At 58.3% G+C, this 23961-nt stretch carries 21 protein-coding genes; 11 read left to right on the forward strand and 10 right to left on the reverse strand.

Annotated elements, in window-relative coordinates; translation table 11 throughout:
- Positions 1 to 115: 115 nt before the first annotated feature.
- Positions 116 to 1624, forward strand: coding sequence for an aldehyde dehydrogenase family protein (locus ACG9DO_RS13080; protein ID WP_394728614.1), 1509 nt, complete (start codon positions 116 to 118; stop codon positions 1622 to 1624).
- Positions 1625 to 1692: 68 nt separating this feature from the next.
- Here ACG9DO_RS13080 and ACG9DO_RS13085 read toward each other — a convergent pair whose 3' ends face one another.
- Genes ACG9DO_RS13085 through ACG9DO_RS13095 form a run of 3 tightly spaced genes read right to left on the reverse strand, consistent with a single transcriptional unit; the run spans position 1693 to position 4597 of the window.
- Positions 1693 to 2613, reverse strand: coding sequence for a polysaccharide deacetylase (locus ACG9DO_RS13085; protein WP_394728616.1), 921 nt, complete (start codon positions 2611 to 2613; stop codon positions 1693 to 1695).
- Positions 2614 to 2627: 14 nt separating this feature from the next.
- Positions 2628 to 3395, reverse strand: a complete 768-nt coding sequence (locus tag ACG9DO_RS13090) for an arylmalonate decarboxylase (RefSeq protein ID WP_394728618.1) — start codon at positions 3393 to 3395, stop codon at positions 2628 to 2630.
- Positions 3395 to 4597, reverse strand: a complete 1203-nt coding sequence (locus ACG9DO_RS13095; RefSeq protein ID WP_394728620.1) for an FAD-dependent oxidoreductase — start codon at positions 4595 to 4597, stop codon at positions 3395 to 3397. The genes ACG9DO_RS13090 and ACG9DO_RS13095 overlap by 1 nt, the downstream gene beginning before the upstream one ends.
- A gap of 156 nt (positions 4598 to 4753) precedes the next feature.
- Between ACG9DO_RS13095 and ACG9DO_RS13100 the strand changes: the two genes are divergently transcribed.
- From ACG9DO_RS13100 to ACG9DO_RS13110, 3 genes are read left to right on the forward strand one after another with little or no spacing between them, the layout of a single operon-like run.
- The gene (locus tag ACG9DO_RS13100; protein ID WP_394728622.1) at positions 4754 to 6352 is read left to right on the forward strand and encodes a GMC family oxidoreductase; all 1599 of its coding nucleotides are present in this window, start codon (positions 4754 to 4756) and stop codon (positions 6350 to 6352) included.
- A gap of 4 nt (positions 6353 to 6356) precedes the next feature.
- Positions 6357 to 7799 carry an FAD-dependent oxidoreductase gene (locus ACG9DO_RS13105; protein WP_394728625.1) on the forward strand — a complete coding sequence of 481 codons (1443 nt, stop codon included), beginning with the start codon at positions 6357 to 6359 and terminating at the stop codon, positions 7797 to 7799.
- 5 nt (positions 7800 to 7804) lie between these two features.
- Positions 7805 to 8464 (forward strand): hypothetical protein, encoded by a 660-nt coding sequence (locus ACG9DO_RS13110; protein WP_394728627.1) that lies wholly within the window; start codon positions 7805 to 7807, stop codon positions 8462 to 8464.
- 17 nt (positions 8465 to 8481) lie between these two features.
- On the opposite strand, the gene ACG9DO_RS13115 is transcribed toward ACG9DO_RS13110, so the two are convergent.
- Genes ACG9DO_RS13115 through ACG9DO_RS13130 form a run of 4 tightly spaced genes read right to left on the reverse strand, consistent with a single transcriptional unit; the run spans position 8482 to position 11912 of the window.
- The gene (locus tag ACG9DO_RS13115; RefSeq protein ID WP_394728629.1) at positions 8482 to 9507 is read right to left on the reverse strand and encodes a DUF1838 family protein; all 1026 of its coding nucleotides are present in this window, start codon (positions 9505 to 9507) and stop codon (positions 8482 to 8484) included.
- Positions 9508 to 9554: 47 nt separating this feature from the next.
- Complete coding sequence (locus ACG9DO_RS13120) at positions 9555 to 10070, reverse strand: DUF3598 domain-containing protein (protein WP_394728631.1); 516 nt, start codon at positions 10068 to 10070, stop codon at positions 9555 to 9557.
- A gap of 25 nt (positions 10071 to 10095) precedes the next feature.
- Entirely contained in the window at positions 10096 to 10503 is a 408-nt protein-coding gene (locus tag ACG9DO_RS13125) for a nuclear transport factor 2 family protein (protein ID WP_394728633.1), read from the reverse strand.
- The gene (locus tag ACG9DO_RS13130; protein ID WP_394728635.1) at positions 10500 to 11912 is read right to left on the reverse strand and encodes an MmgE/PrpD family protein; all 1413 of its coding nucleotides are present in this window, start codon (positions 11910 to 11912) and stop codon (positions 10500 to 10502) included. The genes ACG9DO_RS13125 and ACG9DO_RS13130 overlap by 4 nt, the downstream gene beginning before the upstream one ends.
- A 139-nt stretch (positions 11913 to 12051) precedes the next feature.
- On the opposite strand from ACG9DO_RS13130, the gene ACG9DO_RS13135 reads away from it, so the two are divergent.
- From ACG9DO_RS13135 to ACG9DO_RS13160, 6 genes are all read left to right on the forward strand, one after another.
- A complete protein-coding gene (locus ACG9DO_RS13135; protein WP_394728637.1) occupies positions 12052 to 13272 on the forward strand; it encodes a class I SAM-dependent methyltransferase in 1221 nt (406 codons plus the stop codon).
- 293 nt (positions 13273 to 13565) lie between these two features.
- Complete coding sequence (locus tag ACG9DO_RS13140) at positions 13566 to 14555, forward strand: serine hydrolase domain-containing protein (protein WP_394728639.1); 990 nt, start codon at positions 13566 to 13568, stop codon at positions 14553 to 14555.
- Positions 14552 to 15499: an alpha/beta fold hydrolase gene (locus ACG9DO_RS13145; protein WP_394728641.1), complete on the forward strand. Its 948-nt coding sequence runs from the start codon at positions 14552 to 14554 to the stop codon at positions 15497 to 15499. The genes ACG9DO_RS13140 and ACG9DO_RS13145 overlap by 4 nt, the downstream gene beginning before the upstream one ends.
- A gap of 28 nt (positions 15500 to 15527) precedes the next feature.
- The gene (locus ACG9DO_RS13150) at positions 15528 to 16367 is read left to right on the forward strand and encodes a DUF1838 family protein (RefSeq protein WP_394728643.1); all 840 of its coding nucleotides are present in this window, start codon (positions 15528 to 15530) and stop codon (positions 16365 to 16367) included.
- Between the two features lie 11 nt (positions 16368 to 16378).
- On the forward strand, positions 16379 to 17311 hold the full coding sequence (locus ACG9DO_RS13155) for a hypothetical protein (protein WP_394728645.1): 933 nt from the start codon (positions 16379 to 16381) through the stop codon (positions 17309 to 17311).
- Positions 17312 to 17405: 94 nt separating this feature from the next.
- Positions 17406 to 18221, forward strand: coding sequence for a hypothetical protein (locus tag ACG9DO_RS13160; RefSeq protein ID WP_394728647.1), 816 nt, complete (start codon positions 17406 to 17408; stop codon positions 18219 to 18221).
- Positions 18222 to 18228: 7 nt separating this feature from the next.
- On the opposite strand, the gene ACG9DO_RS13165 is transcribed toward ACG9DO_RS13160, so the two are convergent.
- Together ACG9DO_RS13165 and ACG9DO_RS13170 are read right to left on the reverse strand one after the other, a co-directional pair.
- Complete coding sequence (locus ACG9DO_RS13165; RefSeq protein ID WP_394728649.1) at positions 18229 to 20124, reverse strand: DUF3604 domain-containing protein; 1896 nt, start codon at positions 20122 to 20124, stop codon at positions 18229 to 18231.
- A gap of 87 nt (positions 20125 to 20211) precedes the next feature.
- Positions 20212 to 21414, reverse strand: a complete 1203-nt coding sequence (locus ACG9DO_RS13170) for an FAD-dependent oxidoreductase (RefSeq protein WP_394728620.1) — start codon at positions 21412 to 21414, stop codon at positions 20212 to 20214.
- A 246-nt stretch (positions 21415 to 21660) separates the two neighbouring features.
- Between ACG9DO_RS13170 and ACG9DO_RS13175 the strand changes: the two genes are divergently transcribed.
- Positions 21661 to 22641, forward strand: coding sequence for a phytanoyl-CoA dioxygenase family protein (locus tag ACG9DO_RS13175; RefSeq protein WP_394728651.1), 981 nt, complete (start codon positions 21661 to 21663; stop codon positions 22639 to 22641).
- Positions 22642 to 22726: 85 nt separating this feature from the next.
- On the opposite strand, the gene ACG9DO_RS13180 is transcribed toward ACG9DO_RS13175, so the two are convergent.
- A complete protein-coding gene (locus tag ACG9DO_RS13180; protein ID WP_394728653.1) occupies positions 22727 to 23959 on the reverse strand; it encodes a serine hydrolase domain-containing protein in 1233 nt (410 codons plus the stop codon).
- Positions 23960 to 23961: the final 2 nt, after the last annotated feature.

A 23961-nucleotide genomic window follows, 5' to 3' on the forward strand; every position in this document is an offset into this window, starting at 1 on the left:
TTTCAGCACGGTTTATCCATTGAGCGATAAGCTTTCGCGGTCAGCCTGCTAACAGCGCTGCGCAAGGCTACATCCCATCATTAACTTTTGCCGATTGATCAGGGACCTGACACCAATGGATCTTTCCAACGCCCCCAAGCCCAATGCCGCAGCCGCCGCCTTTCTGGCGCGCGATAAGCACAAACTCCTGATTGGCGGCCAATGGGTCGACAGTCAGTCCGGGGCGACCTTCGACACGCTCGATCCGGCGACGGGCGAAGTGATTGGCAAGGTGGCCCGCGCGGGCGCTGCGGATGTCGATGCGGCGGTAGCTGCAGCACGCAAGGCCTTCTCCAGCGGGCCATGGCCTGCGATGACCCCGATGGCGCGCAGCCAGCTGCTGTGGAAGATCGCCGATCTGATGGAAGCGAATATCGACGAGCTGGCCGAACTTGAAACGCTCGACCAGGGCAAGGCTCTCTATGTCGGGCGCTGGGCGGAGATTCCAGGCGCAGTCGCGCAGTTCCGCTATTTCGCAGGCATGGCGACGAAGATCGAAGGCGCGACCATCCCAACCTCGATCAATTACCAGCCGGAAGGCAAGATCGTGCATGCCTACACGCGGCGCGAACCGGTCGGCGTGGTCGGCGCGATTCTGCCGTGGAATTCGCCGCTTGTGCTCACCGCGATGAAGATTGCCCCGGCGATGGCGACCGGGTGCACCCTGGTGCTCAAGCCGTCTGAAGAAACCTCGCTCACCACTATCCGCCTGGCTGAACTGATCCAGGAAGCGGGTGCGCCTGAAGGTGTCGTCAATGTTGTGACCGGCTTTGGCGGAGAGTGCGGCTCAGCGCTGGCCGAGCACATGGACGTCAACAAGATCGTTTTCACTGGCTCGACCGCCACGGGGCGCAAGATTGTCGAGGCTTCGAAGGGCAATCTGAAGCGCGTCGGTGTGGAGCTTGGTGGCAAGTCGCCGGTGATCATCATGGACGATGCTGACCTTGATGCGGCAATTCCCGGCGCGGCCAATGCGATCTACTTCAACGGCGGGCAGGTCTGCATCGCCGGCTCACGCCTCTATGCGCATTCCAGTGTCTACGACAAGGTCGTTGAAGGCATGGCGGCGCAGGCCAGCGCGATCCAGCTTGGCCACGGGCTCGACCCGGCAACGCACATGGGCCCGCTGATCTCAAAGGGGCATGCAGGCAAGGTCGCGGACTACATCGCGGATGGGAAAAAGGCCGGAGCCAGCGTGCTGGTGGGCGGAGAGACGGCTGGCCCTAACCAGAGCTTTGTCACGCCGACCGTCATTACCGATGTGAAACCCGATATGCGGATCGTACGCGAGGAAATCTTCGGGCCGGTCGTGGTGGTATCGCGCTTTGACGACATGGATGAAGTGGTCGCTGCGGCCAATGACAGCGACTATGGCCTCGCAGCGGGGGTCTGGACAGAAGGGCTCTCCAACGCGACCCGCATGGCTGAACGGCTGCATGCCGGGACCGTGTGGATCAACAGCCATGCGATGTATGACGCATCGCTCCCGATCGGCGGGATGAAGCAATCAGGCTATGGCCGCGAGAGCGGTCAGGCGGCGATGGACAACTACCTCGAGCTGAAGACGGTCTGCGCGATCGTGTGACCGGTCCCGGCGAGATCTGGATCGATCTCACGAGGTCTGGCCCCCGTCTAAGCGGGCCGGGTTTCCTGTCAGCCTTTCAACTGGCCAGGAAAATGCGCTTCGTGATTGTCGACATACCAGTCGGCAATCTCTTCGCGGGTCGCCCACCAGATGCCATCAAGTGACTGAGCGTACTCGATAAATTCGCGTAGCGCGCGGATCGTGTAGGCTCTGCCAGAGACATGCGGGTGAAGCCCGACATTCATGATCCGACCGGTTTTCGCGCCTTCCTGGTGCAACACCTTAAGTTCCTCGATCAGGAGATCGCGGTACTCGTCGGTGGTACGCGCATTGCGCGTCAGGATCGTGAAGTCATTGATAACATTGGAATACGGCGTTGCGACCATCGGCCCGGCATCGGTGCGGATCATGTAGGGCTGGTCATCATTCATGATGTCGCAATAGGCCTTGAAACCCTCCTCGACGAGGATCGTCGGAGTATTTAATGTCCCACGCAAGCTACTGGAAAGCCACACTTTTGGCTTCTTTCCTGCGTGCTTCTCATACATCTCGACCGAGCGGCGGATGATGTCGCGCTCCGTATCGATGTCATCATGGAAATCGGTCAGCAGTTCGCCCTGCTCGTAATTGTGCGCGATCAGTTCCCACCCGCGCTCAAGGCAGGCATCGGCCATGGCCTTGCGGCGTTCAAAGGTGACGGCATTAACTGTGCACCCAGCCTTCGCGCCCATCTCGTCGAACATTTCAAACATTCGCCACACGCCCACGCGCTGTCCGTATTCGCGCCAGGAATAGTTCGGATAGTCGGGAATACGCCCTGCAAGCGCATTGGGAAGCAGCGCTGGTCCGCCAGCGTAATAGGGCTTGTCCGTGTCCTTAACCAGATCCCATGTCTCGAGGTTGAAGGTGAACATCAGCGCGACCTTCGCGCCGTTTGGCCACTTCAGCGGCGCGCGCTCAGGGAGCGGTACATAATCATATTCAAACATGAAAGGCGTGTTCCTTAGAAGTCGGACATCAACCGGCCAAACCCGGTCTTTTGGTCTTTAATGCCGTTCTGGCGCAGAGCGTTCCAATAGGTCGCGGTATTGATCGCGATTACGGGCTTGCCGAGCCAATCCTCAGCGGCCGCGGCGAAGCGCACCATGGACAGGTTCGTGCCGACCTGCACCAGCGCATCCACATCATCGCCATCGAGCTTCATTAGCTCATCACGCAAAGTTGATGTGGGCACCTGAGCGATCGCGGTCCAGCTCGGGCACTTGAGGCAAGTGTCCCGTACGACCTCGATTCCGTGGTCGGACATGAAATGGGCGACATGGGCATTGGCTGAAGGGTAATAGGGTGAGATCACCGCGATTTTCTTGATCCCGCCATAGGCTTTGAACGCTTCGATCAGCGACTGCGATCCAGTGCAGAGCTTGAGGCCGGAGGCATCCTCGATGTTCTGACGCCACTGCTCCGCACCCTTTGCACCGCCGTAGAATGTCACTGCGCTCATCCCCATGACGAGGTAGTCAGGATTGCAGGTAAGCACGCCGCGCACCGCATCGAGCGTATTGTTGCTGATCTCCAGTGTTCCCGCCATGAAGGTCTCATCGGAAATCGCATTTGCGTCGTCGACCACGATACGGCTGTAGTGATTGGTCACCCCGCGCACGCGCAGATCATCGAAATCAGGCTGAACGATGGTGTTTGTCGAAGGGCCGAGCACGCCGAACAGCGCGCGATAGCCTTGCGTATCAGGATTGGGGCGTGGCTTCACGGGCATTATGCCATTTCCTTTTCTTTGGTGACGCATTCGATCATGGACTGTCGCAGGAGGAACTCGCGGCGGCGTACGGGATCATCGCGGATCGCCCGCATTTCGGCCTTGCGCTTGGCGTGAAGCTGGCCCTCACCTTCCTTCAGATACTCCATGTTGCGGATCGTCTGCGCCTGGATAAAGTCGTGCGTGGTGGTGCGCCGCTGGCGCTCGAACGCCTGGAGCTCGCTGTCCGCATCCGCGCCGTGCTGGTAGATCTTGAGCAAGCGCTCGCCCAGGTTGAACGCATCGTGAATGCCGGAGTTCATCCCGAACCCGCCAATCGGATTGTTGAGGTGGGCTGCATCGCCAATCAGCGCCACGCGCCCCGTCAGGAAGCTCTTCGCCACCCGCTGGTGCACCCGGTAGATCGTGCGGTGATGGGTCGTCACATCCGGCTTGCCGATCAGCCGGGTGAATACCTCTTCCTTCTTCGGATCGGCCTTAAGCACCTCGTCAGGCGTATCCATGTCCGCCGGAACCAGCACCCGCCACAAGGACGGCACGCGCAGCAGCACCATCCACTCATCCGGGTCCGAGACATAGTTCACATGCGCGATGTTATCGATGTGCTCTTCCAAAGGCTCTTCCGTGGTGAAGCACAGGAACTTCTCAGGATAGGTAAACCCGTCAAACTCCGTCCCCAGCCATTTGCGCACGCTCGAGTTCGAGCCATCAGCGCCGATCAGATAGTCCGCCTTGATCTTGAGGATCGCATACGGCGTCTCGGCATAAACGGTCACATCTTCCCGCGTCTGCTCCAGCGCCACCACACGGTGACCAAACAGCACTTCTGCGCCCGCCTGCTCGCGCACACCTTCTGACAGCATGCGCGAAAGGTGATACTGCTCGCACTGGATGCGATAGGGATACTTCGTCACATCCGCGATCTCGGTCAGGTCGAAATCGATCACTTCGCCCGTCTTGCGCTCGCGGAAGTGATAGATCGGCGCCTTCAGACCCTGCTCGATCAGCCGCGGGGTGATATCGAACCGCTCCAGCATCTCCAGCGTCGGCGGATGAAACGTCGATGCGCGCAAATCCAGCGCACAATCCGCACCATCCTCCAGCAAAACCACGTCAATCCCGCGGCTCGCCAGCAAATACGCCGCAACCGTACCCACAGGACCAGCCCCTGCCACAACTACCTGCGTGCGGATCTCTTGCATTTATCGAAAGCTCCAAGCGAAAACGAAAGCCTGTTTTTTTCGATTCTGATAGGCAGAGGTCCACAAACGAGCCGCAAGGCTTCTCAACTTGCCCACCGTGCGAATACTATCGATCGCGAAATCCCTATCGCTGCTGCTTGTGGCAGATCGGCGTCAATGGAGAACTTCGACTACATTATCGTCGGCGGAGGATCAGCCGGTTCCGTATTGGCGAGCCGCCTGTCGGAAGACGCACAAACCAGCGTGCTCATGCTAGAAGCAGGTGGAGAAGATCACTCTCCCTACATCAAGGTTCCAGCTGCGATCATCAAGCTGATCGGCAATCCCAACTATGATTGGGGCTTTCAGGTCGAGCCTGATCCAAGCCGGTCTGGAAGGCAGGATTACTGGCCAGCGGGCAAGGTTCTGGGCGGTAGCAGTTCGATCAACGGAATGCTTTACGTCCGCGGCGCGAAGCAGGATTTCGACGGATGGGCCGAGGCCGGCAACGCTGGTTGGAGCTTTGCTGATTGTGAGCCCTATTTCCGGAAACTTGAAGGGTGCACCTTCGAGACCGGGCAAGAGCGCGGTGCGCTCGGCCCGCAGAAGATAAGTCTTCTACGCACCCGTCATAGCTTGGCTGAACCCTTTGTAGAGGCCGCGATTGCAGCAGGTCTGCCTGATAATTCTGATTACAATGCAAGTGACCAGGAAGGGGTCAGCGCGCCGCAGTTGACACAGTTGAAAGGCCGCCGCTTCAGCGCTGCAGATGCCTATCTCAAGCCTGCACGAAGCCGGAAGAATCTCATCATTAGAACCGGTGCGCAAGTCACTCGGCTGAAGATTGCAAACGGTACGGTCACCGGCGTCCACTACATGCATAAAGGTGTCGAGCGAGAAGTGCTGGCCGATGCAGAGGTGATCCTTTCAGCAGGCGCGCTGCAATCGCCGAAGATCCTGATGCTCTCCGGAGTTGGCCCTGCGCAGGACTTGCAGAAACTGGGCATAGTGCCCGTGCTCGACAATCCGCATGTCGGCGCGAACCTGCTTGAGCATCCCAATGCGCAGCTCGGATTCACCGTCGATCAGCGCACTTTCAATCAGGAAATCAATAGTGTACGTGTCGCATGGCATGCTCTGCGCTGGCTGGTCCAGCGGCGCGGGCCAGCGACCAGCCCCTATCCGCACGCGGTGGGGTTCTATCGCTCGAGTCCGGACAAGCCCTCGCCCGACATACAGCTGTTGTTCGGCCCGTTTGGCTTTGAGCTCACACCTGAAGGCGTCGCGCCATCACGCAACCCGATGGTAACGCTGGTGGTCGGGCTGTCCTATGCGCGAACTTCAGGCAAGCTTGGGCTGCGCAGTGCGGACTGGCGCGAGAAGCCGCGTATTATGCTGGAAATGCTGGCTGACCCTCGGGATGTTGCAGACCTCACCGCTGGCTGCCGGATTGCGCGCAAGATGATGGAGCAGCAGCCGATTGCCGGTCACGTCAAAGCCGAAATTACACCTGGCGCGGACATTCAAAGCGATTCAGAGTGGGAAGAGTACCTGCGCCGCACGGTGGATCCGACCTATCACCCGGTCAGCACGTGCCGGATGGCGCCCACAATTGCCGACGGGGTCGTTGGCCCCGACCTCAAGGTGCATGGGATCCACGGTCTGCGCATCGTAGATGCGAGTGTTTTTCCCGGCCATGTCAGCGGCAACACCAACGGCGCGGTCCTGATGGTGGCTGAGAAAGCTGCAGACATTATCAAGCGGAAAGGCAATTGATCCTATGAACGGGAAGCGTTCGGTCTTTATCAGCGGAGGCGGCCCCGCTGGCCTCGCCGCAGCCTTGTTGTTCGATCAGCTCGGCTGGGATGAAATCGTTCTGGCTGAACGACGCCCCTCGCCAAGTGATTTCGAAAAGAACAAGAGCTTCAATTACCTCGTCGATCGGCGCGGGCTGCGTATACTTGAGAGGCTCGGGATTGCTGATCGGATGTATCAATGCGGGGTTGATACGACCAATTTCACCGCCACGACGATCGCCCCCGATGGCTCGGCTGAGACCAAGGTTGTGCCGATCATCGATCCCAACAGGCCGACCTGCTTCTGGACGACTCGGAGGGCATTCCTCACCATGCTTTACGACGCGATCAAGGAGAAAGGTAGCGAGCGGCTCAAGGTTTTTTACGGGCATAGCGTCAGCGCAATCGACCGGGACGAACTTGGTCACGCGCAGGTCCGGGTGCGCGATCGTGAAGGCACAGAGACATCTTTCAAACCTGATCTGATCCTTGCCTGCGATGGGCTCAATTCAGCGATCAGAAAGGAGCTGGAGCGGCAGCCCGATGTGCCAAAAGGCCACTTTGACATGATCGCGGGAGATTCGATCAGTACTGGACTGCGGTACAAGGTGCTCAACCTGCCTTCACAATTCACGGTTGGCGATGGCAGTGTCGCGGTCAATGACAACCGGATGAGTTACATCATCCCCGCCCGACACAAGGCGCGGCGCAAGCAATGCGCGCTCTTCGCGTTCCCGGTGGTCGATCCTTCGCACCCGCGCAGCGTCAATCTCATCCGCGAAGCCGATCATGAGCTTTGGACATTGAAATCGGGCGAGGAATTGCTCGCTTGGATGGAGGATGCCTTCCCTCAGCTCGACATTCGCTCGCTCGTTTCGGACGAGGAGGCAGAGGACTTTGTGAACTTGGAAGCGGGTGCATTCCCGGCGCCACAATATGCCCGAAATCTGCACGCTGGATTGGGGCCCGATGGCGCGAAGACACAGGTGCTCCTGATCGGCGATGCTGCACATGCTTTCCCGCCCGATCTTGGGCTCGGAGTTAATGCGGCACTGCAGGACCTCGACGTGCTGGCGCGCCAGATCGACAAGGGTGAAGACCTCGCAGCAACGGTCGCAAACTACGCTGAAGAACGCCTGCCGGAGGCACGCGATCTTGTCTGGATTGTCGAGAGGACTTTCCCCGAACAATACAATCATCGCCCGACGCGTCTGAAGCTGTGGGCACTTGGCTTTTTCGGGCGCTGGGGCATGCACAAGCTGCTGCCGGGCGTGTTTGACAAGCCAGCCTTCCTGCTCAGTCAGGATCCTGACATGCCCTATGGTGAGATGAAATGGCGCAAGTTGCGAACGGACATCCGCTATCGCGGTTTGGTTGCGGCGATGCTTGCTGCAATCGCAGGCGGCACTGCAGTCGCGTTGAGCTGATCCCGATGACCATGCGCAAACCGTCTTTCTCGCTGGCTTGTCTGCCACTCGCACTGGCGGCGTGCTCAACGCCAAGCGAACCAACGGCATCACCTTTGGACACGGAACTCAGTGAGTTGATCGCGATGCTGCCCGGCGAGTATGCCGGTGATGCTCCCAAAGGCATGCAGCCCGATGGAGAAATGCATCGATTGGTCCATGCCTTCATGCCGGCGGAAGCCGCGCAGTTCGGCGAACAGATCCTTTATTATCACATTGCTCACGGCGAGCCGGATGGGCCTGTACTACAAGCGAAGATCTTCGTTTTCGACACCGATCAGGATCGCCCGGCAAATACGATGAAGGCATATGTGCTCGCACCTGAAGTCGCGGAGACTCTCCGCAAAGGTGACGCCGGGGCATGGGCCGCGCTTGATCCAGCGGGACTGATGTCTTTTCCGGACACCTGTTACTTCATGTGGGAGCGCTACGGTGAAGGCTTCAAGGCCGAGGATGCGGATACGTGTTCATACCCCAGTGCCGTGTTCAAGCAGACAATTACACCTGACATGACCTACCGCATTTCACCGAAGGAGTTCTCGGTCGATGAAACCCTGCTCGGTGAGGATGGGACCGCCATCGTAACGACGGGCGGCCCCTTGATTGCAGAGCGCATCGGCGAATAGCTCGCCTGCGCGCTAGCCTAGAACGGCAGCTTGGGCTCGGGCGCGACCGGTACAATCCCGTCCACGAGCGGCGCTGGGGTCTGCTCACGAGCGTACCACTCGAGGGATGAGAGCGAAGGCTCTTCCCACGTTTCCGGTGCTTCAAAATACTTAGGATGATGCTTGGCCGCATATTCCAGCACCTTGGGATCGACCATGTCGAGCGAATCCACGGCTCCGAAGAAGCAGGAATAAAAGCAGTGCCCCGGCGTCGGCCCCATCAGCATCCACGGCAACCACGGCGTGATGCGGTTCCATACGCCCTGAGCTTCAACGCTTGTCTTGGTAGGATCCTGCATCTCGTTCCAGTCGAGATGATAAAGGAACATCTCGCTGACACGGTTGAATTTGCCACTGCTTTCACGCGGCCATTTGTCCGGCTGAAGCGCTGCGGGGTAAAACAGGTTGATCCGCCGTGCGAGACGCAGTTTGTCCCCTTCCCGCTCCCAATTGAGCTGCTTTGGTATCAGATCACGCTTTTCAGTATTCAGTCCGCCATAAGTCGGCGCAGGCGGAAGAAACGAAGTGATCGTGATGTTGAATGGATCATTCGCGATAGGAACGACGCGAACCTTTTCATTGAGATAGGGATTCTCCCATGTCTCCAGGATCTCGCCCGTTTCGAGATCGGAGTAATAGCCCACTTCTCGCAGCACCTTGCGATAGCCTGTGCCGTTCTCATGCGGCAACAGCTTCGCAGCAGAAAAGCCTGTGAACCCGATCAGATCGCGGACCGGCTCATTCGGCCGGACACCATGAACAATACCCTTGTACCATCCGTACTTTGTCGAGGTCATGTCCGTATTGCCATTGATCCGCGCATCCGCTTCGCGGTTGCCATCTGGCGTGGTCAGGTCGAGAAAATCGCCTTTGAGGCTAGTTTCCAGACCAGAGGACCCGGTGCCCGATTTAGGTCCGTGGTTATGCGCGTGGGCCGCTGCCGAGCCAAGCACAAGCGAAGAGGCGCCCGCTGCGCCTGCCATCATGAAATCTCTTCTTTGCATTGGTCAGTCTCCTGATCGGAAAAGGGTCGGGGAGATTAGCCGACTTATCAGTCGGTCGGAGCGTCATTATTCGTCCAGCTTTGCCAGTCGTCCGAAACGCGGCGCTCGTCGATCAGCGTGCGCTGATAACATTTGCCATCGCGGAACCACTGCCACACGCGGCTACGAAAATTGTGAGTCTCATCGACCTGGATCATCTCATAAAGATAAATGCCAGGCTCATCCTTGCGGACCCAGTTGAGGCAGGTCGAAAGATTGTTATCATCCGGCTGCATCGCGGCGGCCCAGCCCTTGATCAGATCGTTGTCCCACCAGATTCGGCCATCAGCATAATTGGCAGGAAATTCGCGAACTTCCTTGCGTCCGTCTTCCCAGAAATAATGATTGGTCTGATGGTAGTCGGCAGGTTTTCCGTCCTCTGGCAAGCGGCAGATCAGGCGCGAGCGGTGCTGGTCTATCAGCTGTCCGTTGGTCGCATCGTAATAACGATACCACCCTTCCCAGACGCCCTCGCCAGCCGCCAGGAGCGGCATGTTTTCTGCGATCTCTGCTTTCGTAGCCATTGTATATCTCTCTTTGCTGGAAGTCTTAGCTGCGCCCGACCTGGAAACCCTTGTCGAGCGGTTTGGTTGCGATGATGAGCACGCGCGAAATGCGGTGGTCGTCATCAAATTCGAAGAAATTGGCGTTTCGCATTTCCGTCACTTCGCCTTCGTCGTCGGTAAGCGTCACGGTGAAGGTCGCTGCGAGCCGCTTTTCCTCAGGATCAGGAACGAGCACGAAGTCATGGAAATGGATCGTCTCGAAGGTCTGCGTGAAATCCTCAAGGTGCACGATCATGTCATGCGCATCCTTGTAGACGAGGCCGGAGGAGGGAATGATCATCGGGCATTCCGGCGTGAAGGTTTCACGCAGCCGAACAATGTCCTTGGCATTGAGCGCAAGGAAGAACCCATCCAGAGCTTGCTGCTTCATGCGTTCGCGGTCGAGTGTCATTGCCTGCCTCCGGTGCATTGCGTGAGAAGGTTGCGAGCGGGCGTGTCGAGCGGAGCCTGCTCAAACGCAGCCATGAAGTCTGCCGGATCAGCTTGCCAGTCGCCAGCCTCAAAGCAGCGCGCGATCTTGTCGATCCGCTGAGCCGAATTGAGCGGTCTCCCCGGCGCTCCGAGCGGAGCGTCCACGCACCGCTCCATCACTGTTCCGTCGCTGAGCGTCACATTGACGGTTTGCGGCCCCAAGGCATTGGGGTCAGGATTGTCGTCCGTCACACAGGTGATTTTTTGCGCCAGCTCAGCGACTTCCGGCTGGCCAAACCAGTCCTTCGTAAACCGCTTGGGATCAACCGCGCGATCGAGCAGCATGCGCGGCACGACATATTCGAGACAGAGCCGCGCATAGGCAGGCGACATGTCCGATGACCACGGGCGCGACACCAACAGGGCAATCAATGACGGGACATGCGCTTCAACGCTTGCGACTTCGCTCGCGTCGAAGTCTCGCATTTCGCGCATATCCAGCAGCGCTGTGAGCACCGCCTGCGTCGCGCGGCCTGCAGGAAACGGCTTGTGTGCCATTTCCGTGATCTTCCATGGGCTGCCCCACCGGGCGAGCACACCATCAATATCGTCAGGGCTTTCGATCAGGCTGAAGTAGCCGAACTTTCCGCTGATCACTTCATGGGGGCCAGTCACACCGTGCGCGACCAGATCGGCAGCTGTGAGCGCTGCGCGCGCGGCAAAGCCAACCTGCAAGGCGAGAGCTTCCGACCCTTCCCAATGCGCCTGCATCGTGCCTCCGACTTGCGAATAGGCTAGGCCCAGCAGGTTCTGGAGCTGATCGCGATCATAGCCGCGCAGTTTGCCAATCGCCATTGCGGCCCCCATCACACCGGCTGCCGAAGGCCTGAAGAACCGAGGAGCCGTGGCCGCAGCCGAGCCGAAAAAGACCGCTGCCTCAATCCCGACAGCAAAGGCAACCAGCAGATCACCGAAGCTGGCTTCGTTCGTCTCAACCTCGCAACTAAGCGCGGCCACTGTCGCGCATAAAGCAATAACGACTGACGGCTCGTGCAGACCATCCCACTCAAGGCAATGAATCTGGAAACCGTTGATCACTGCAGCCTGATGGGGTGGTAGGGTAACACCGGCCCGGCCAATGCACGCAACACCACCCTCACCGCCTGCAGCTTGCATCGCTGCGAGAATGCCGTCAGCTGCCGGATTACACTTGCCTGCAATGCCAACGGCGATGGTGTCAGCAAGGAAGATCCGTAATGCGTGAATTGTTTCTCCATCGAGCGATGACAGGTTTGTCTCGGCAACCCGATCGACCAGGATCCGGCTATGGACATCGAGTCCAAAGCGACGGCCGGGCTTTTTGTCAGAGGCGCTGGAGGGTTGCAGCATGGAAGCCTGCGATGCCAAGCAGCCATGCAGCGTGCGATGGTGCCAAGGCGAATGCTCGACAGGCGGTCAACCACTCGCCGAAGCCCAACATCGCGCGCAAAAGCGGCAAGATAGTCTGGGAATTTCTTAGAGACCAACCATGACCGACATGAGCATCGCCCCTCCTTACACCGAAGTGCATCAGCATGGCGTATTCCCGAAACCCAATCACGATGAAGCGGCGCGCTACAACTTTCTGGCAAACTTCAACCGGTACATGGCGCAGACCTTGGGTCCGGCAAATGCTCTGACCTATGAAAAGCGGGTTCTGCCGAAGTTTGTCGCAGCGCATGGCCGCGAGCCTGCCAACCGTCATGAAGTGCGCAAGGCCATGAATGCGGATCCGTTTCATCAGATGTGGTCGGCCTTGCGTCGCAATTCGATGGAGTTTCGCCAGCAGAACGGGCGCTCGATTGTGCTGCGTCAGCATCCTGAGCTGAGTGCAAAGATTCGCGAACTCAATGAGACGGCGCCTGGTCTGGAACTCGATCCGGCAATCGAGATCCCGCGCTACCAGAACGCGGTCGATATCCATTGCATGCCGGGCAGTTATCACGGTGAGGAATGCCCCGACGACTGGTCTGCCGGAGCCAATTATGACAGCGGTATTTTCGCAACCACCGCTGGCGGGATTGGCGCACTTTCCGATGGTGCGGGTCAAGCTATTGTGGACTGGATTGAGCGCACTCGCCCCGGCTGGAAGCCGCGCCGTGTGCTCGATATTGGCGTGACGATCGGTCACAATATCGTGCCGCTGGCGCTGGCTCTGCCCGATACAGAGATCATCGCGATCGATGTTGCCGCACCTGTCCTGCGCTATGGCCATGCGCGCGCCAAGGCGCTTGGCGCTGATAATATCACCTTCATCCAGGCCAATGCAGAAGACCTCTCCCGCTGGGAAGACGGTTATTTCGACTGGGTGCAGACGACGATGTTCATGCATGAAACCAGCCGTACTGCCTTGCCGAAGATCATGGCTGAGGGATTCCGCGTGCTCGCGGAAGGCGGGCTTATGCTCCATCTCGAACAGCCGCCCTACAAGCCGGAAATGCCGGTGTATGAGCAATTCATTCGCGACTGGGATTCGTTCAACAACAACGAGCCGTTCTGGAGCACAGTCCATTCCCTGCCATTGACCGGAATGATGCAGGATGCGGGCTTTGCCGATAGCGAGATCTTCGAAGATCACGTCAAGGCTGTCGTGGACCGCAGTGTGTTTTCTGCAACTGCCGATGAAGGCAAGAAAGAGGACCATGGCCGCGCCGCTGCATGGTATGCGCTGGGCGGATGGAAAGGCAACAAAGCTGAGGCAATAGCTTGAAACTGAGTGTAGCCAGCGGTTTGAGGTGCTGGCGTCGCCGCGCATCCGTCGCGCTCCCTTTGGCGGCTGCTGTCTTCGTGTCGTTTTCGCCCGCTTCAGCGCAGGTATTTCCGGACAGTGTTCTAGATCCAAACGAGGCGATAAAAGACCCGAGTTTCAACGACCCCGTCTTCTTCTGGCGCCTGACGTCCCAACCAGACAACCCGTTCGAACCGCCAGAATGGTTTTACTGGCCGAATGCAGTGATTGAAGGCGATCCTGCGCCATTTCTTCCTACAGCCTCTGAAGGCGACATGACCATCCCCGCAGAAGCGCTTGCGGAAATGGAGGCCTGGGCACAGGCGCGCAAAAGCAATGTCCTGATCGTAATTCACAAGGGCAAGGTACAACTGGAGCGTTATTGGAATGGTACGCAGCCAGGCGAGCTTCTCAACGGGCGGGCAATTACCCGCAGCGTCACCCCTATGGCGCTCGGTTTCGCGATCGCTGATGGGAAAGTCGGATTGGATGATCCGATTGGAAAGTACATCCACGAATGGGCAGGCGATGTCCGGGGGCAGATCAAAGTGCGTCACCTGGCGCAGAACGTATCCGGCCTCGAAGTGCAAGCGCCGCTTCCTTATGATCAAGTGAAGGACAATAAGGACTTGTGCTTGGTCTATTGCGGCGACGTGGTGAGAGCCGCGCTCGCGTATGAGCAGACTTCAGAGCCCGGCACAAAGTTCGAAGTCGCACAGGAAAACATGCAACTGCTTGCGCTGGTGATCGAGCGCGCGACCGGCCAGCCGATCCAGCAATTGGTTTCGCAGCGGATCTGGCAACCGATGGGGGGCTCCGATGCAACCTTCCAATTCGATCGCCCGGGCGGAACCGCGCGCACCATGTGCTGTATGCGAGCAACCGCGCGGGATTGGACGAGGCTCGGTGTGCTTATCGCCAATGATGGCCAATGGATGGGAAAGCAGGTTCTGCCGCAAGGCTGGGACGACGTCATGGCGATGCCATCTGCCCGCAATCCCAATTTCGGCTTGGGCTTGTGGCTCGGCTCGCCTTTCGTGGCGATGCGCACCTATTTCGAGGACCTGCCTGGCGTGATCCCGCAATCAGAGCCCTTTGTGCCGGATGACGTGCGGATCATGGAAGGCGGAGGCTTCCGCATTGTTCATGCAGTCCCATCGCACGAACTCGTGATCTTCCGCCACGGACCTCTTGTGGATGACTGGGATACCGCCTTCCTGGTCAACACAGCGATCCGCGGTATCTTCGTGGAGGAGACGGAATGAAGGTCTCACTCACTGCATGCTGGCTCAGCCTGTTGCTGCTCTTATCGCAGCTCATCGTTGCGCCTGCGAACGCAGAGACCTTCTACGTCGAGGGGCATGGCGGCGTTCCGCTCGCGGTGACTGTCACGGGACCGGAAGACGGACCGGAAATCCTGTTCCTGCATGGTATTGGCATGGGCGCAGAAAGCTTCGCACCGCAGATGCAGTCTGAACTTGCCCAGCGCTACCGGATGGTTGCGTTCGACCTGCGCGGGCACGGGATGTCAGGCAAGCCGCATGAGGCTGAGGCTTACACGCCGAGGGAAGTGTGGGCGGAAGATGTCAGCCGTGTGATGAAAGCAACAGGGCTAAGAAGACCGGTCATCGTTGCCTGGTCGTACGGAACACTGGTGACAGCTGATTATTTCTTCCTCACTCAGAACAACACGGTCTCCGGGGTCGTGATGGTCGGTGCCCATGGCGGAATTGCCCCGCCCTCGGCACCAGCCGATCCTCCTGATCCACAAGTCATGGAGCAAATGGCGCGCTATTACGCGTTGCGCTCAAGTCCCGCCCTTGCCGACCAGCGGCAATCGATCGAATTGCTGGCGCCATATTTGTACGAGATCACGGAAGATGGGCCCTCCGACGATTGGAAAGAAAGCGCGCGTATCCTCGGCCTACTCGTGCCGCCTTATGCTCAACCCCACCTGAGGGCACACCCGATGGACAACGCCGCGCTCGCGCCTTTGCTATCCCACATTCCAGTCCTCCTCGTGCATGGGACCAAGGACTTTGCCGTGAACCCAGCCGATGTCGTCGCGGCAAAGGAGGCGATCCCGCACCTGCAAGTGAAGACTTTTGTCGATGCCGGGCACTCCCCTTTCGCCGAGCGGCCTGACGCATTCAATGCAATGCTGGCAGAGTTCGTCGATGCCGCCCAGAGCAAGCATCATGATCACTAGGCGCTGTTTCGTAAGCTCGGCGGCGAGCATGGCTGCAGCCGCCACCGTGCTGCCCGAACAGGCATTCGCGGCGACCAGCAAAGCTGACGAAGTCGCAGCGCTTGATCCGCTCGAAACAATGGTGCGGATGCGTGGGCGAACCGACGGCGGCCTTACGATGACCTGGCTCGATGCCGACCGTTCGCTAGTGCTCGACGGTACAGTGTACGCCTTCTGCCGCATGATCGGGCTGTTGCTTACGCGGTTCCGCAAGGATGGCGATTCCTGGTACGGCAACACCTTCGAAGTGATGTATTATTGCGACCCGGCGACCAGTAAACCGCTTGGAACGACGCTCATGCCCGGGGGGAGCGAGCCGGTCGAAGTCCCGGTCTATCGCTCGGGCCCGCAAGAACTTCATTTCAAGCGCTCGCTCGATATCTGGGTTCACCCTGAGCAAAGCAAGCAGGACCCTTCCTACGAAGCTTTTGCGCCGCCGGCATCGGTGCACATGCAGCGGCAGGTTCACGATCCCTACCTGCATGACGGCACAGTGTTCCTGCGCGCTGACGAATATGGCCGGATCTATCCCGACCTCGAGAAACCTCCGGCCGTGTTCTACCGCGAGTGGAAGTTCTGGCAGGCAGCTGCAGATGAAGTGCTGGATGCCAATCGCCCTGGCGTTTCCTCGCGCTTCACCTATTCAGCGGTCTCAGGCCTTAGGCCGTGGATGAAGCTGAACGGGGTAAACGGCCACACCGTTTCCAACGGGATCGGAGCACGGGTCGACAGCATGGACAAGCTCCCCGCAAACCTCATTGCACTGCTTGAAGAAAACGAACCGCGCGCGCTCGAAACGCCGCAATCCTACGTTCCCCTTTACACTTGAAAGACATCGACATGACAGATTTCAACAGTTCCACCCCCGCCAACCCTGGTGCCTTGGCGATCGGGCGAAGGTCCATGCTGGGCGGAATGGGTGCTCTCGCTGGCGCAGGTTTGATGAGCGGCACGGCAGCGTCGGCCAAACATCACAGCGGCCCGAAGCATTGGCCCGAAACCTCCAAGATGACCTCCAGCTTCGTTGAATTCGATGACCCGATCGAGGAATTCGAAGCGCATTTTCGGATCGAGCGCGATCTGGTCGAGGATCAGGGAACCGCCCTGACTTGGTATTACTGGATGGTCTACATGGTTCCCGGTGACCGCCCGCCTCTCCCAATGCTGCGCTATGAAGGCTTCGAGTACAGCTATTTTCGTAAAGTCGCGGATCACACATACCGCATTCACGCGCACAATGTCTCAGTTCCCATGAGCCTCGAGACCAATGATTACATGGAATCGATGGTCAATCCGCTGACCGGCGAGACAATCGAAACGCCAACCAATCTTCTGCTCAATGACCCGGGGACTGTTCATTCGCCCAAGGGTTTCCGCAATGTCTCCAGTGATGGTTCGCGCTACACGGTTCCCTACCGCCAATTCCGTCACGAAAATGGAATGATGAAGCTTGATAGCGTGCGGTCGGCACCGCCTGACTGGCCGCTCAACCACATTGAAAGCTCAATTCAGGAAGTGCCGTATGAGCAATTCATCGACAAGAGCATCACCAGCCTTCCCACCAAGTCGACCGGCGTTTACGTATTTCCGTATTCCAAATGGATGAACATGGGCGATCGCCCAGGCCACCTCCTTGGCTATTGGGATGCCTACAAGATCCCGAGTGTGCAGGACTTTCCGGACAAGTTCCTGGCCAAGCTCGAAAACGATCATCCTGATCTGCTCGAACCACGATGGGACGACTTCAACCGCCCTGCCTCGTTTGAATATTGATTAAGAGTGACCAGCCATGAGGTCCAGTCGTCGAGGCGTCATGGGGGCAATTGCCGGAACAGCGGGCTTGCCCTTGGCGGGCAGCCTTTCAGCAATGCCTCGCGCAGCTGATTGGCAGGACTACGAGAACGAGCAATGGAGTTCTGAGTTTCTCGACCTCGATCCAATCGAGGAATTCAGACAAGTCATGCGGGTCCAGCGCAGCCTCCATGATGAAGACGATATCCTGCATTGGTATCACTTCATCATGGTCGTGGTGACACCGGGACGAGCCCCTCAACCAGTCGTGCGCTGGGAAGGCATCGAACTATCCCGCCACAGCCGGCTGAGCGAGAACCTCTATCGTTTTCACGGCCATAACCTGTCTTTCCCGAGAGACATGGAAACAGGCGAGTTCACTCATGAAGTACGCAATCCCGTGACTGGTGAGATGGTTTCACCGCCGGTCATGGCGCTGACCGAAGACCCCGGATATTTCAGGGCTCCGGAAGGCATCATCCCACTCGACAAACCGGAACAGCCCTTCCGTCCGGTCTACAAGAAGCTCCGCCGCGAGGGAGACATGATCAAGGTGGACAATATTCGGGTGCCACCGGCAACCTGGCCCGTGACCTTCATCGAAATGGGGCATGAGGGGACTGCAAGGTCCCTTTATCATGACCAGTCGAGGCTCTGGCTGCCGACCGATGTATCTGGCGGCTATGTCTTCCCATACCCTGCATGGATGGAGATGGGCGAAAGGCCGGGACACATGTTTGCGACGTGGAGCGGTTACAAGCTGCGCTCGGTCGAGCAATTGCCGCCTGAATTCCTGGAGCGCGCCAACAAGGAACGTCCTGACCTGCTTCGGGTCAATCCTCAACTGTTTGACCGGTCAGTCTCGCTCCCTGCCGGGTATCAGGCAAGCTAGACTGCCACTATTCCGGTCGAAACCAGATCGGCGAACTGTACACGCGATCCTGGATCGAGGCAGGGCGTGTAGTCGGCAAAGGCAGGCCGTATCGTACCGCATCATAGGTGCTCCAGCGCGGCGTTGCGACTTGCAGAACCCGAACATAGTAGAACGCCCGTTCGGATGCGTCGAAATCCGGATCACGCCAGTGCGTTCGCAGCGCAGCCGCACCCACAGTCCTGTCATATCGCGCCGTCGCAGGGTCGACTGTATCAGGCAGTGACTTCGCGCGGTGAGTAACCGGGTCAATCTTGCGACCATCTGAGACCGCAACATCGTAGACCCGCTCGCGCAATTCACCGTCTGCGTCTCGCCAGCCCTTGATAACCTGGATCCGGTCGAGCCGTGCCGCGTCGGGGTCTTGCATCGCCGTTATCAGGAATTCGGGCACGCGGGCTTCCTGGCCACCCTCCAGGATGCCGCCCATCGGCACTCCATAGGCGTATCCGGCTTCCGCGATGTCCACCTTCGAAATGGCATTTGCAGGAAAGGCCCATCCGCCAAACACGCGCAGCCTGATCCGCGGCCCTGTTGAAGCATAGACTTCGCGCCGCTTGATCGCGGCAAAGATGCTTTCGCGCGTATTTTCCTGCGCCCAAACTCCGACATAGCCAGAGCCAGACAGATTCAGATTGGCCCAGTAATTCCCGCCAAGCTTGCCGCCGAGCCGATCTGCCGATGGTTCCGAGCCTGGAAACTTGCCGAAGAAGTTATCTTCTTCAGCGGCAGACACGCCCGTGTGCATGTCTGTGCTGCCTATCATCCCGAACTGGTAGGGGTTTAAGCCTGTCTCCGCTTCAAAAGCCAACCCTCTGAGCAGAGCACCGCGCGCATAGGATCCAAGCAGTTGATCGCGGCCGATGCTTTCATCGATGCTGCCTGCTGGAGCTGTGGGGTTCAGCTCTGTATTGCTCCATTTCTCAAAGCCGGCAAATTCATCGCGTGTCGAAAGAGCAGGATGCGTTTCGCTGTCACCCTTGACCTGGGTGACTTCTACTACCGGCTCAAACCGGCGCCGCTGGACCATATAGACCTGCGAGAGCGGATCGCCATTGACGGTCAGGGTATCAAACATGGCTCCGCGCGACTGGTTGCCATTATGCGGAATGGCGATGACTGAACCGCCTGTGGTTGTCTCGTAAGCAGCGAGCGATCGCCAGAGGTCCTGCGGATCATTGCTGTCGAGAGCAGAAAAGGGGATAATCCTGCTAACCCGCTCTGCGTCGTCTGCAAACATGACGACACGGTGCTGCAGCGCCCCGTGCATCGCAGCGGTCCATTCGTAACCGGCAAAGGTGGTGAAAGTGCCCCGTTTGTAATGCCGATCAGCCGTCTCGGCCACACGCCGCCAGCTCGAGCGCATGTAATCCTCACTCGGCTGCGTTGGCACGCCGCTGCCAGCATCAAGGCCGACGCCCTCCATGAACAGCTTCCCGTATTCCCCAGCCTTAATATAGTTCAGCCAGCGCTCTCCAACCGGATAGCCGGCGAGGAGCGGATCGCCAGCCGCTGTGTCGGCCATCACGCCGAGATATTCCGCATGGTCAGACACCATCAGAAAGTCGAGCGGCCGACTTAGTTGAACCCGCGAACCGGTTTCAGTGATGACCGCGTCACCTTGCGCGAAACGATACGCTTCGTCAGGGGTGATCGTCGTCAGACCATACGCGTAGGAATCGAATGATTGATTGGTGTGGAGATGCAGATCACCCCACAAATTCAGCTGAGGATAACCAGCTGGCGTCTGTGCGGAAGAATAGCGAGGCTCTGCTTGGTCTGGTGTGTCTGACTGCTCCAGCCCGGCACATGAAGCGCATATTAGCGAGAATGCGAAAGAGGCTATAACCAGTCGCTGACGCATTCCGTACCTCTCCTCGCTTGCTCAGGTTAGCGTGAGCAGATTTCTACCTTTCGATCAGGGCATTAGCAAAAGCCGCCTTCACGGGCATTATGCCATTTCCTTTTCTTTGGTGACGCATTCGATCATGGACTGTCGCAGGAGGAACTCGCGGCGGCGTACGGGATCATCGCGGATCGCCCGCATTTCGGCCTTGCGCTTGGCGTGAAGCTGGCCCTCACCTTCCTTCAGATACTCCATGTTGCGGATCGTCTGCGCCTGGATAAAGTCGTGCGTGGTGGTGCGCCGCTGGCGCTCGAACGCCTGGAGCTCGCTGTCCGCATCCGCGCCGTGCTGGTAGATCTTGAGCAAGCGCTCGCCCAGGTTGAACGCATCGTGAATGCCGGAGTTCATCCCGAACCCGCCAATCGGATTGTTGAGGTGGGCTGCATCGCCAATCAGCGCCACGCGCCCCGTCAGGAAGCTCTTCGCCACCCGCTGGTGCACCCGGTAGATCGTGCGGTGATGGGTCGTCACATCCGGCTTGCCGATCAGCCGGGTGAATACCTCTTCCTTCTTCGGATCGGCCTTAAGCACCTCGTCAGGCGTATCCATGTCCGCCGGAACCAGCACCCGCCACAAGGACGGCACGCGCAGCAGCACCATCCACTCATCCGGGTCCGAGACATAGTTCACATGCGCGATGTTATCGATGTGCTCTTCCAAAGGCTCTTCCGTGGTGAAGCACAGGAACTTCTCAGGATAGGTAAACCCGTCAAACTCCGTCCCCAGCCATTTGCGCACGCTCGAGTTCGAGCCATCAGCGCCGATCAGATAGTCCGCCTTGATCTTGAGGATCGCATACGGCGTCTCGGCATAAACGGTCACATCTTCCCGCGTCTGCTCCAGCGCCACCACACGGTGACCAAACAGCACTTCTGCGCCCGCCTGCTCGCGCACACCTTCTGACAGCATGCGCGAAAGGTGATACTGCTCGCACTGGATGCGATAGGGATACTTCGTCACATCCGCGATCTCGGTCAGGTCGAAATCGATCACTTCGCCCGTCTTGCGCTCGCGGAAGTGATAGATCGGCGCCTTCAGACCCTGCTCGATCAGCCGCGGGGTGATATCGAACCGCTCCAGCATCTCCAGCGTCGGCGGATGAAACGTCGATGCGCGCAAATCCAGCGCACAATCCGCACCATCCTCCAGCAAAACCACGTCAATCCCCCGGCTCGCCAGCAAATACGCCGCAACCGTACCCACAGGACCAGCTCCTGCCACAACTACCTGCGTGCGGATCTCTTGCATGAGAACCTCCGAAATCTTTGTCCAAGATTTTAAAAGTGATAGCTTCGAACCAACAGGTCGCACTCGCAGGGCTTGCAATTCTCCACCCTGCGAGGAGCACTGCGATGAGCTCTCGGGGAAGCAGGGTATGCGCGGTCGGGCTCAATTGCCGAAGTTATCCGAAGCGTGGATATAAACATTGCGTAACGAAGCCCTGTCACCCGCCTTCTGATAACCCTATGAGTAGAGATTTGATGGAGCTCCGCAATGCCACTGAATTCCCGCCCTCTGCGCGCCGTAACCCAGCAGGATATCGACGATTATCAACGTGATGGTGCAGTCTGCCTCCGCGGGGTGCTGGACAAGGACTGGATCGAGCTTCTGGAACCACTTGCGCGCAGTGTAATCATCGAGAAGGAAGATGTCGGACTGCTTCCGACGATCCCAGGGCGTTACATGGCGCGCCGTCTGGAAGCGTATCGCAAGCTGATGTTTGAAGGCCCGATAGCAGAGGCTGCAGGTAAAGTCCTTCAGTCAAAGGAAATCCGGTTCTTCTTTGACGAGTTCTTCGCCAAGCCGCCGCAATCTGACGCCAAGACCTTGTGGCATTGCGACCGAATGGCGTTCCCGGTTGAAGGAACGATGGTTCCTTCGCTGTGGATTCCGCTGACGCCGATCGTGAAAGAAAACTGCCTGGAAGTTCTCGCTGAGACGCAGCATGATGACGTGCCTTACTGGCTGTTCAGTCCCAACGCACGCAAGATGATCAAGCCTGACGACCGTGTGCCGCACCCGGATATCGAGCCGCTGCGTGGCCAGCCCGGCAAGCGCTTCCTCACATGGGAAATGGAACCCGGAGACATGCTCGTCGTCCACCCCTGGGCGCTGCATTATTCGGGCGGCAATCCGACCGATGATTGGCGCATTGCGATCTCTGAGCGTGTATTCGGTGATGACATTCGCTGGGCCCCTCGGCCCGATTGCCTTAATATTGCTGGTGTCAGCTTTGACGAGATGCTGGACGGCGAGAAGCCTGAAGGCCCGCTGTTCCCGCTGCTATGGTCAGAAGACGGCCGCAAGGACGATGACAGCCAATATCCACGCGGCTTTGCGACGACGTGGCCCAAGCGTGAAATGGGCGGAGTCAATGAATTCGACACCTTCAAGAAGATGAAGGAAAAAGAGGATGCGGGCGAATTGGCAGACAAGTCAAAGTCGCCCGATCACAAAAAGGTCGGGATGCATTGATCTCGGGCTGATCGGAATTTGCAAGGGGCGTCGCGATTGAGGCGCCCTCTCTCTATTGGGCCCCAATCGGGAGCCCCCGTCACCCTCAGTCGAGCGCGCGACCGATGATATTAGGCAGCCTTGAATCGTCGAATTCCAGGTTCACAAGGCCAGAGCGCACAATTGTCAGGCCATCTGATGGAATGACATAGACACGCTGCCCCCCGAACCCATCGAAATAGACGATATCCTTGGCATCAAAAGGTTCAGAGTGTTTGATCTTGATGGGGTTGGCCTGGCTGTACGATCTTTCTGCTGTCCATTCCTGGCCAAGCCAGACATGCAGCCCATATTGAGCATTGGCAATCGAGGGCCTGGCCATTTCCGCGATCCATGACTGCGGAACGATCTGACGACCATTGGCCTTGCCTTGATTGCGGATGAGTTCGCCCACCTTCGCCCAATCTCTCAGCGTCGCATGGAGCCCCGCATAGCCGCGCATCTTGCCCGCTGCATCGACCCACAGCAATGCCTCTCCACCACCCATTGGGCACCAGAGCTCAGCATGGAGGTACTGCGATAGGCTGGCATAGCCAGCTTGTGTCACGCGGCGCTCCAAGGCGATCGCCAACAGTTTGCTTACCGCATTGCTGTAATTGAATTCGCTGTCAGGCTTCCCTGCGAGAGGTGCCTCGAGCACTACCGGTCCCACGTCTGGTGCGAAGATCAGCTGGATGAAGTCCGTCTGGCCTAGCCCTGTCGACATGGTCAGCATTTGACGCAAGGTGATTTTCCCACGCAGATCACCTTTCCATTCGTCAAGGTACTCATCGATAGGATCGTCTATCGAACCGATATGGCCTTGCTCGATGGCGATCCCGTAGAGCAAGGACAGCACTGACTTCATCTGGGATGCGGATGCGGTAAGCGTCGTTTCATCCGCTCCTTGCGCGTAGCTCTCGTGCATCACCTCACCGTTGAGCATCACGATCAGACCGACCCCGCCAAATTGTTCGGAATAGGCCTGCGCTTCGGTAAGCGCTGCCTTTAGATCACCTAGCGGGATCGCCTGCAGGAAGGGATCTGCGGCGCAGGAGGTCAAGCGGTAAGTCGGGCGGTACCGATCAACATCCAGGATGGTTGCGCCCTGAAATTCCTCCGGTCGCATCGGATTATCGAGATCGGAGTAGAGCGCTGCCTGATCGGGATAGTTCGGAGCAGAAGGAACGGCTGCAATTGCACTGTCAGCACCCGCTTCGCTCAAACCAGCGTTAGCCCCGGCGCACGAAGCCAGTACAAGCGTTGCCGCCGTGGTCAGAGCGAACCGTGCAAACTTCATTG

It is taken from the genome of Altererythrobacter sp. GH1-8, from assembly GCF_043702085.1.
In the GTDB taxonomy this organism is placed as follows: domain Bacteria; phylum Pseudomonadota; class Alphaproteobacteria; order Sphingomonadales; family Sphingomonadaceae; genus Erythrobacter.

What these genes read in the sequence shown, in the direction of transcription:
- ACG9DO_RS13085 (WP_394728616.1), bottom strand. Translation starts at nt 2,613, where the DNA reads ATGTTTGAATATGATTATGTACCGCTCCCTGAGCGCGCGCCGCTGAAG.
- ACG9DO_RS13120 (WP_394728631.1), bottom strand. Translation starts at nt 10,070, where the DNA reads ATGGCTACGAAAGCAGAGATCGCAGAAAACATGCCGCTCCTGGCGGCT.
- ACG9DO_RS13180 (WP_394728653.1), bottom strand. Translation starts at nt 23,959, where the DNA reads ATGAAGTTTGCACGGTTCGCTCTGACCACGGCGGCAACGCTTGTACTG.
- ACG9DO_RS13125 (WP_394728633.1), bottom strand. Translation starts at nt 10,503, where the DNA reads ATGACACTCGACCGCGAACGCATGAAGCAGCAAGCTCTGGATGGGTTC.
- ACG9DO_RS13115 (WP_394728629.1), bottom strand. Translation starts at nt 9,507, where the DNA reads ATGCAAAGAAGAGATTTCATGATGGCAGGCGCAGCGGGCGCCTCTTCG.
- ACG9DO_RS13080 (WP_394728614.1), top strand. Translation starts at nt 116, where the DNA reads ATGGATCTTTCCAACGCCCCCAAGCCCAATGCCGCAGCCGCCGCCTTT.
- ACG9DO_RS13105 (WP_394728625.1), top strand. Translation starts at nt 6,357, where the DNA reads ATGAACGGGAAGCGTTCGGTCTTTATCAGCGGAGGCGGCCCCGCTGGC.
- ACG9DO_RS13100 (WP_394728622.1), top strand. Translation starts at nt 4,754, where the DNA reads ATGGAGAACTTCGACTACATTATCGTCGGCGGAGGATCAGCCGGTTCC.
- ACG9DO_RS13145 (WP_394728641.1), top strand. Translation starts at nt 14,552, where the DNA reads ATGAAGGTCTCACTCACTGCATGCTGGCTCAGCCTGTTGCTGCTCTTA.
- ACG9DO_RS13175 (WP_394728651.1), top strand. Translation starts at nt 21,661, where the DNA reads ATGCCACTGAATTCCCGCCCTCTGCGCGCCGTAACCCAGCAGGATATC.
- ACG9DO_RS13170 (WP_394728620.1), bottom strand. Translation starts at nt 21,414, where the DNA reads ATGCAAGAGATCCGCACGCAGGTAGTTGTGGCAGGAGCTGGTCCTGTG.
- ACG9DO_RS13135 (WP_394728637.1), top strand. Translation starts at nt 12,052, where the DNA reads ATGACCGACATGAGCATCGCCCCTCCTTACACCGAAGTGCATCAGCAT.
- ACG9DO_RS13160 (WP_394728647.1), top strand. Translation starts at nt 17,406, where the DNA reads ATGCCTCGCGCAGCTGATTGGCAGGACTACGAGAACGAGCAATGGAGT.
- ACG9DO_RS13095 (WP_394728620.1), bottom strand. Translation starts at nt 4,597, where the DNA reads ATGCAAGAGATCCGCACGCAGGTAGTTGTGGCAGGGGCTGGTCCTGTG.
- ACG9DO_RS13165 (WP_394728649.1), bottom strand. Translation starts at nt 20,124, where the DNA reads ATGCGTCAGCGACTGGTTATAGCCTCTTTCGCATTCTCGCTAATATGC.
- ACG9DO_RS13155 (WP_394728645.1), top strand. Translation starts at nt 16,379, where the DNA reads ATGACAGATTTCAACAGTTCCACCCCCGCCAACCCTGGTGCCTTGGCG.
- ACG9DO_RS13150 (WP_394728643.1), top strand. Translation starts at nt 15,528, where the DNA reads ATGGCTGCAGCCGCCACCGTGCTGCCCGAACAGGCATTCGCGGCGACC.
- ACG9DO_RS13140 (WP_394728639.1), top strand. Translation starts at nt 13,566, where the DNA reads ATGACCATCCCCGCAGAAGCGCTTGCGGAAATGGAGGCCTGGGCACAG.
- ACG9DO_RS13110 (WP_394728627.1), top strand. Translation starts at nt 7,805, where the DNA reads ATGACCATGCGCAAACCGTCTTTCTCGCTGGCTTGTCTGCCACTCGCA.
- ACG9DO_RS13130 (WP_394728635.1), bottom strand. Translation starts at nt 11,912, where the DNA reads ATGCTGCAACCCTCCAGCGCCTCTGACAAAAAGCCCGGCCGTCGCTTT.
- ACG9DO_RS13090 (WP_394728618.1), bottom strand. Translation starts at nt 3,395, where the DNA reads ATGCCCGTGAAGCCACGCCCCAATCCTGATACGCAAGGCTATCGCGCG.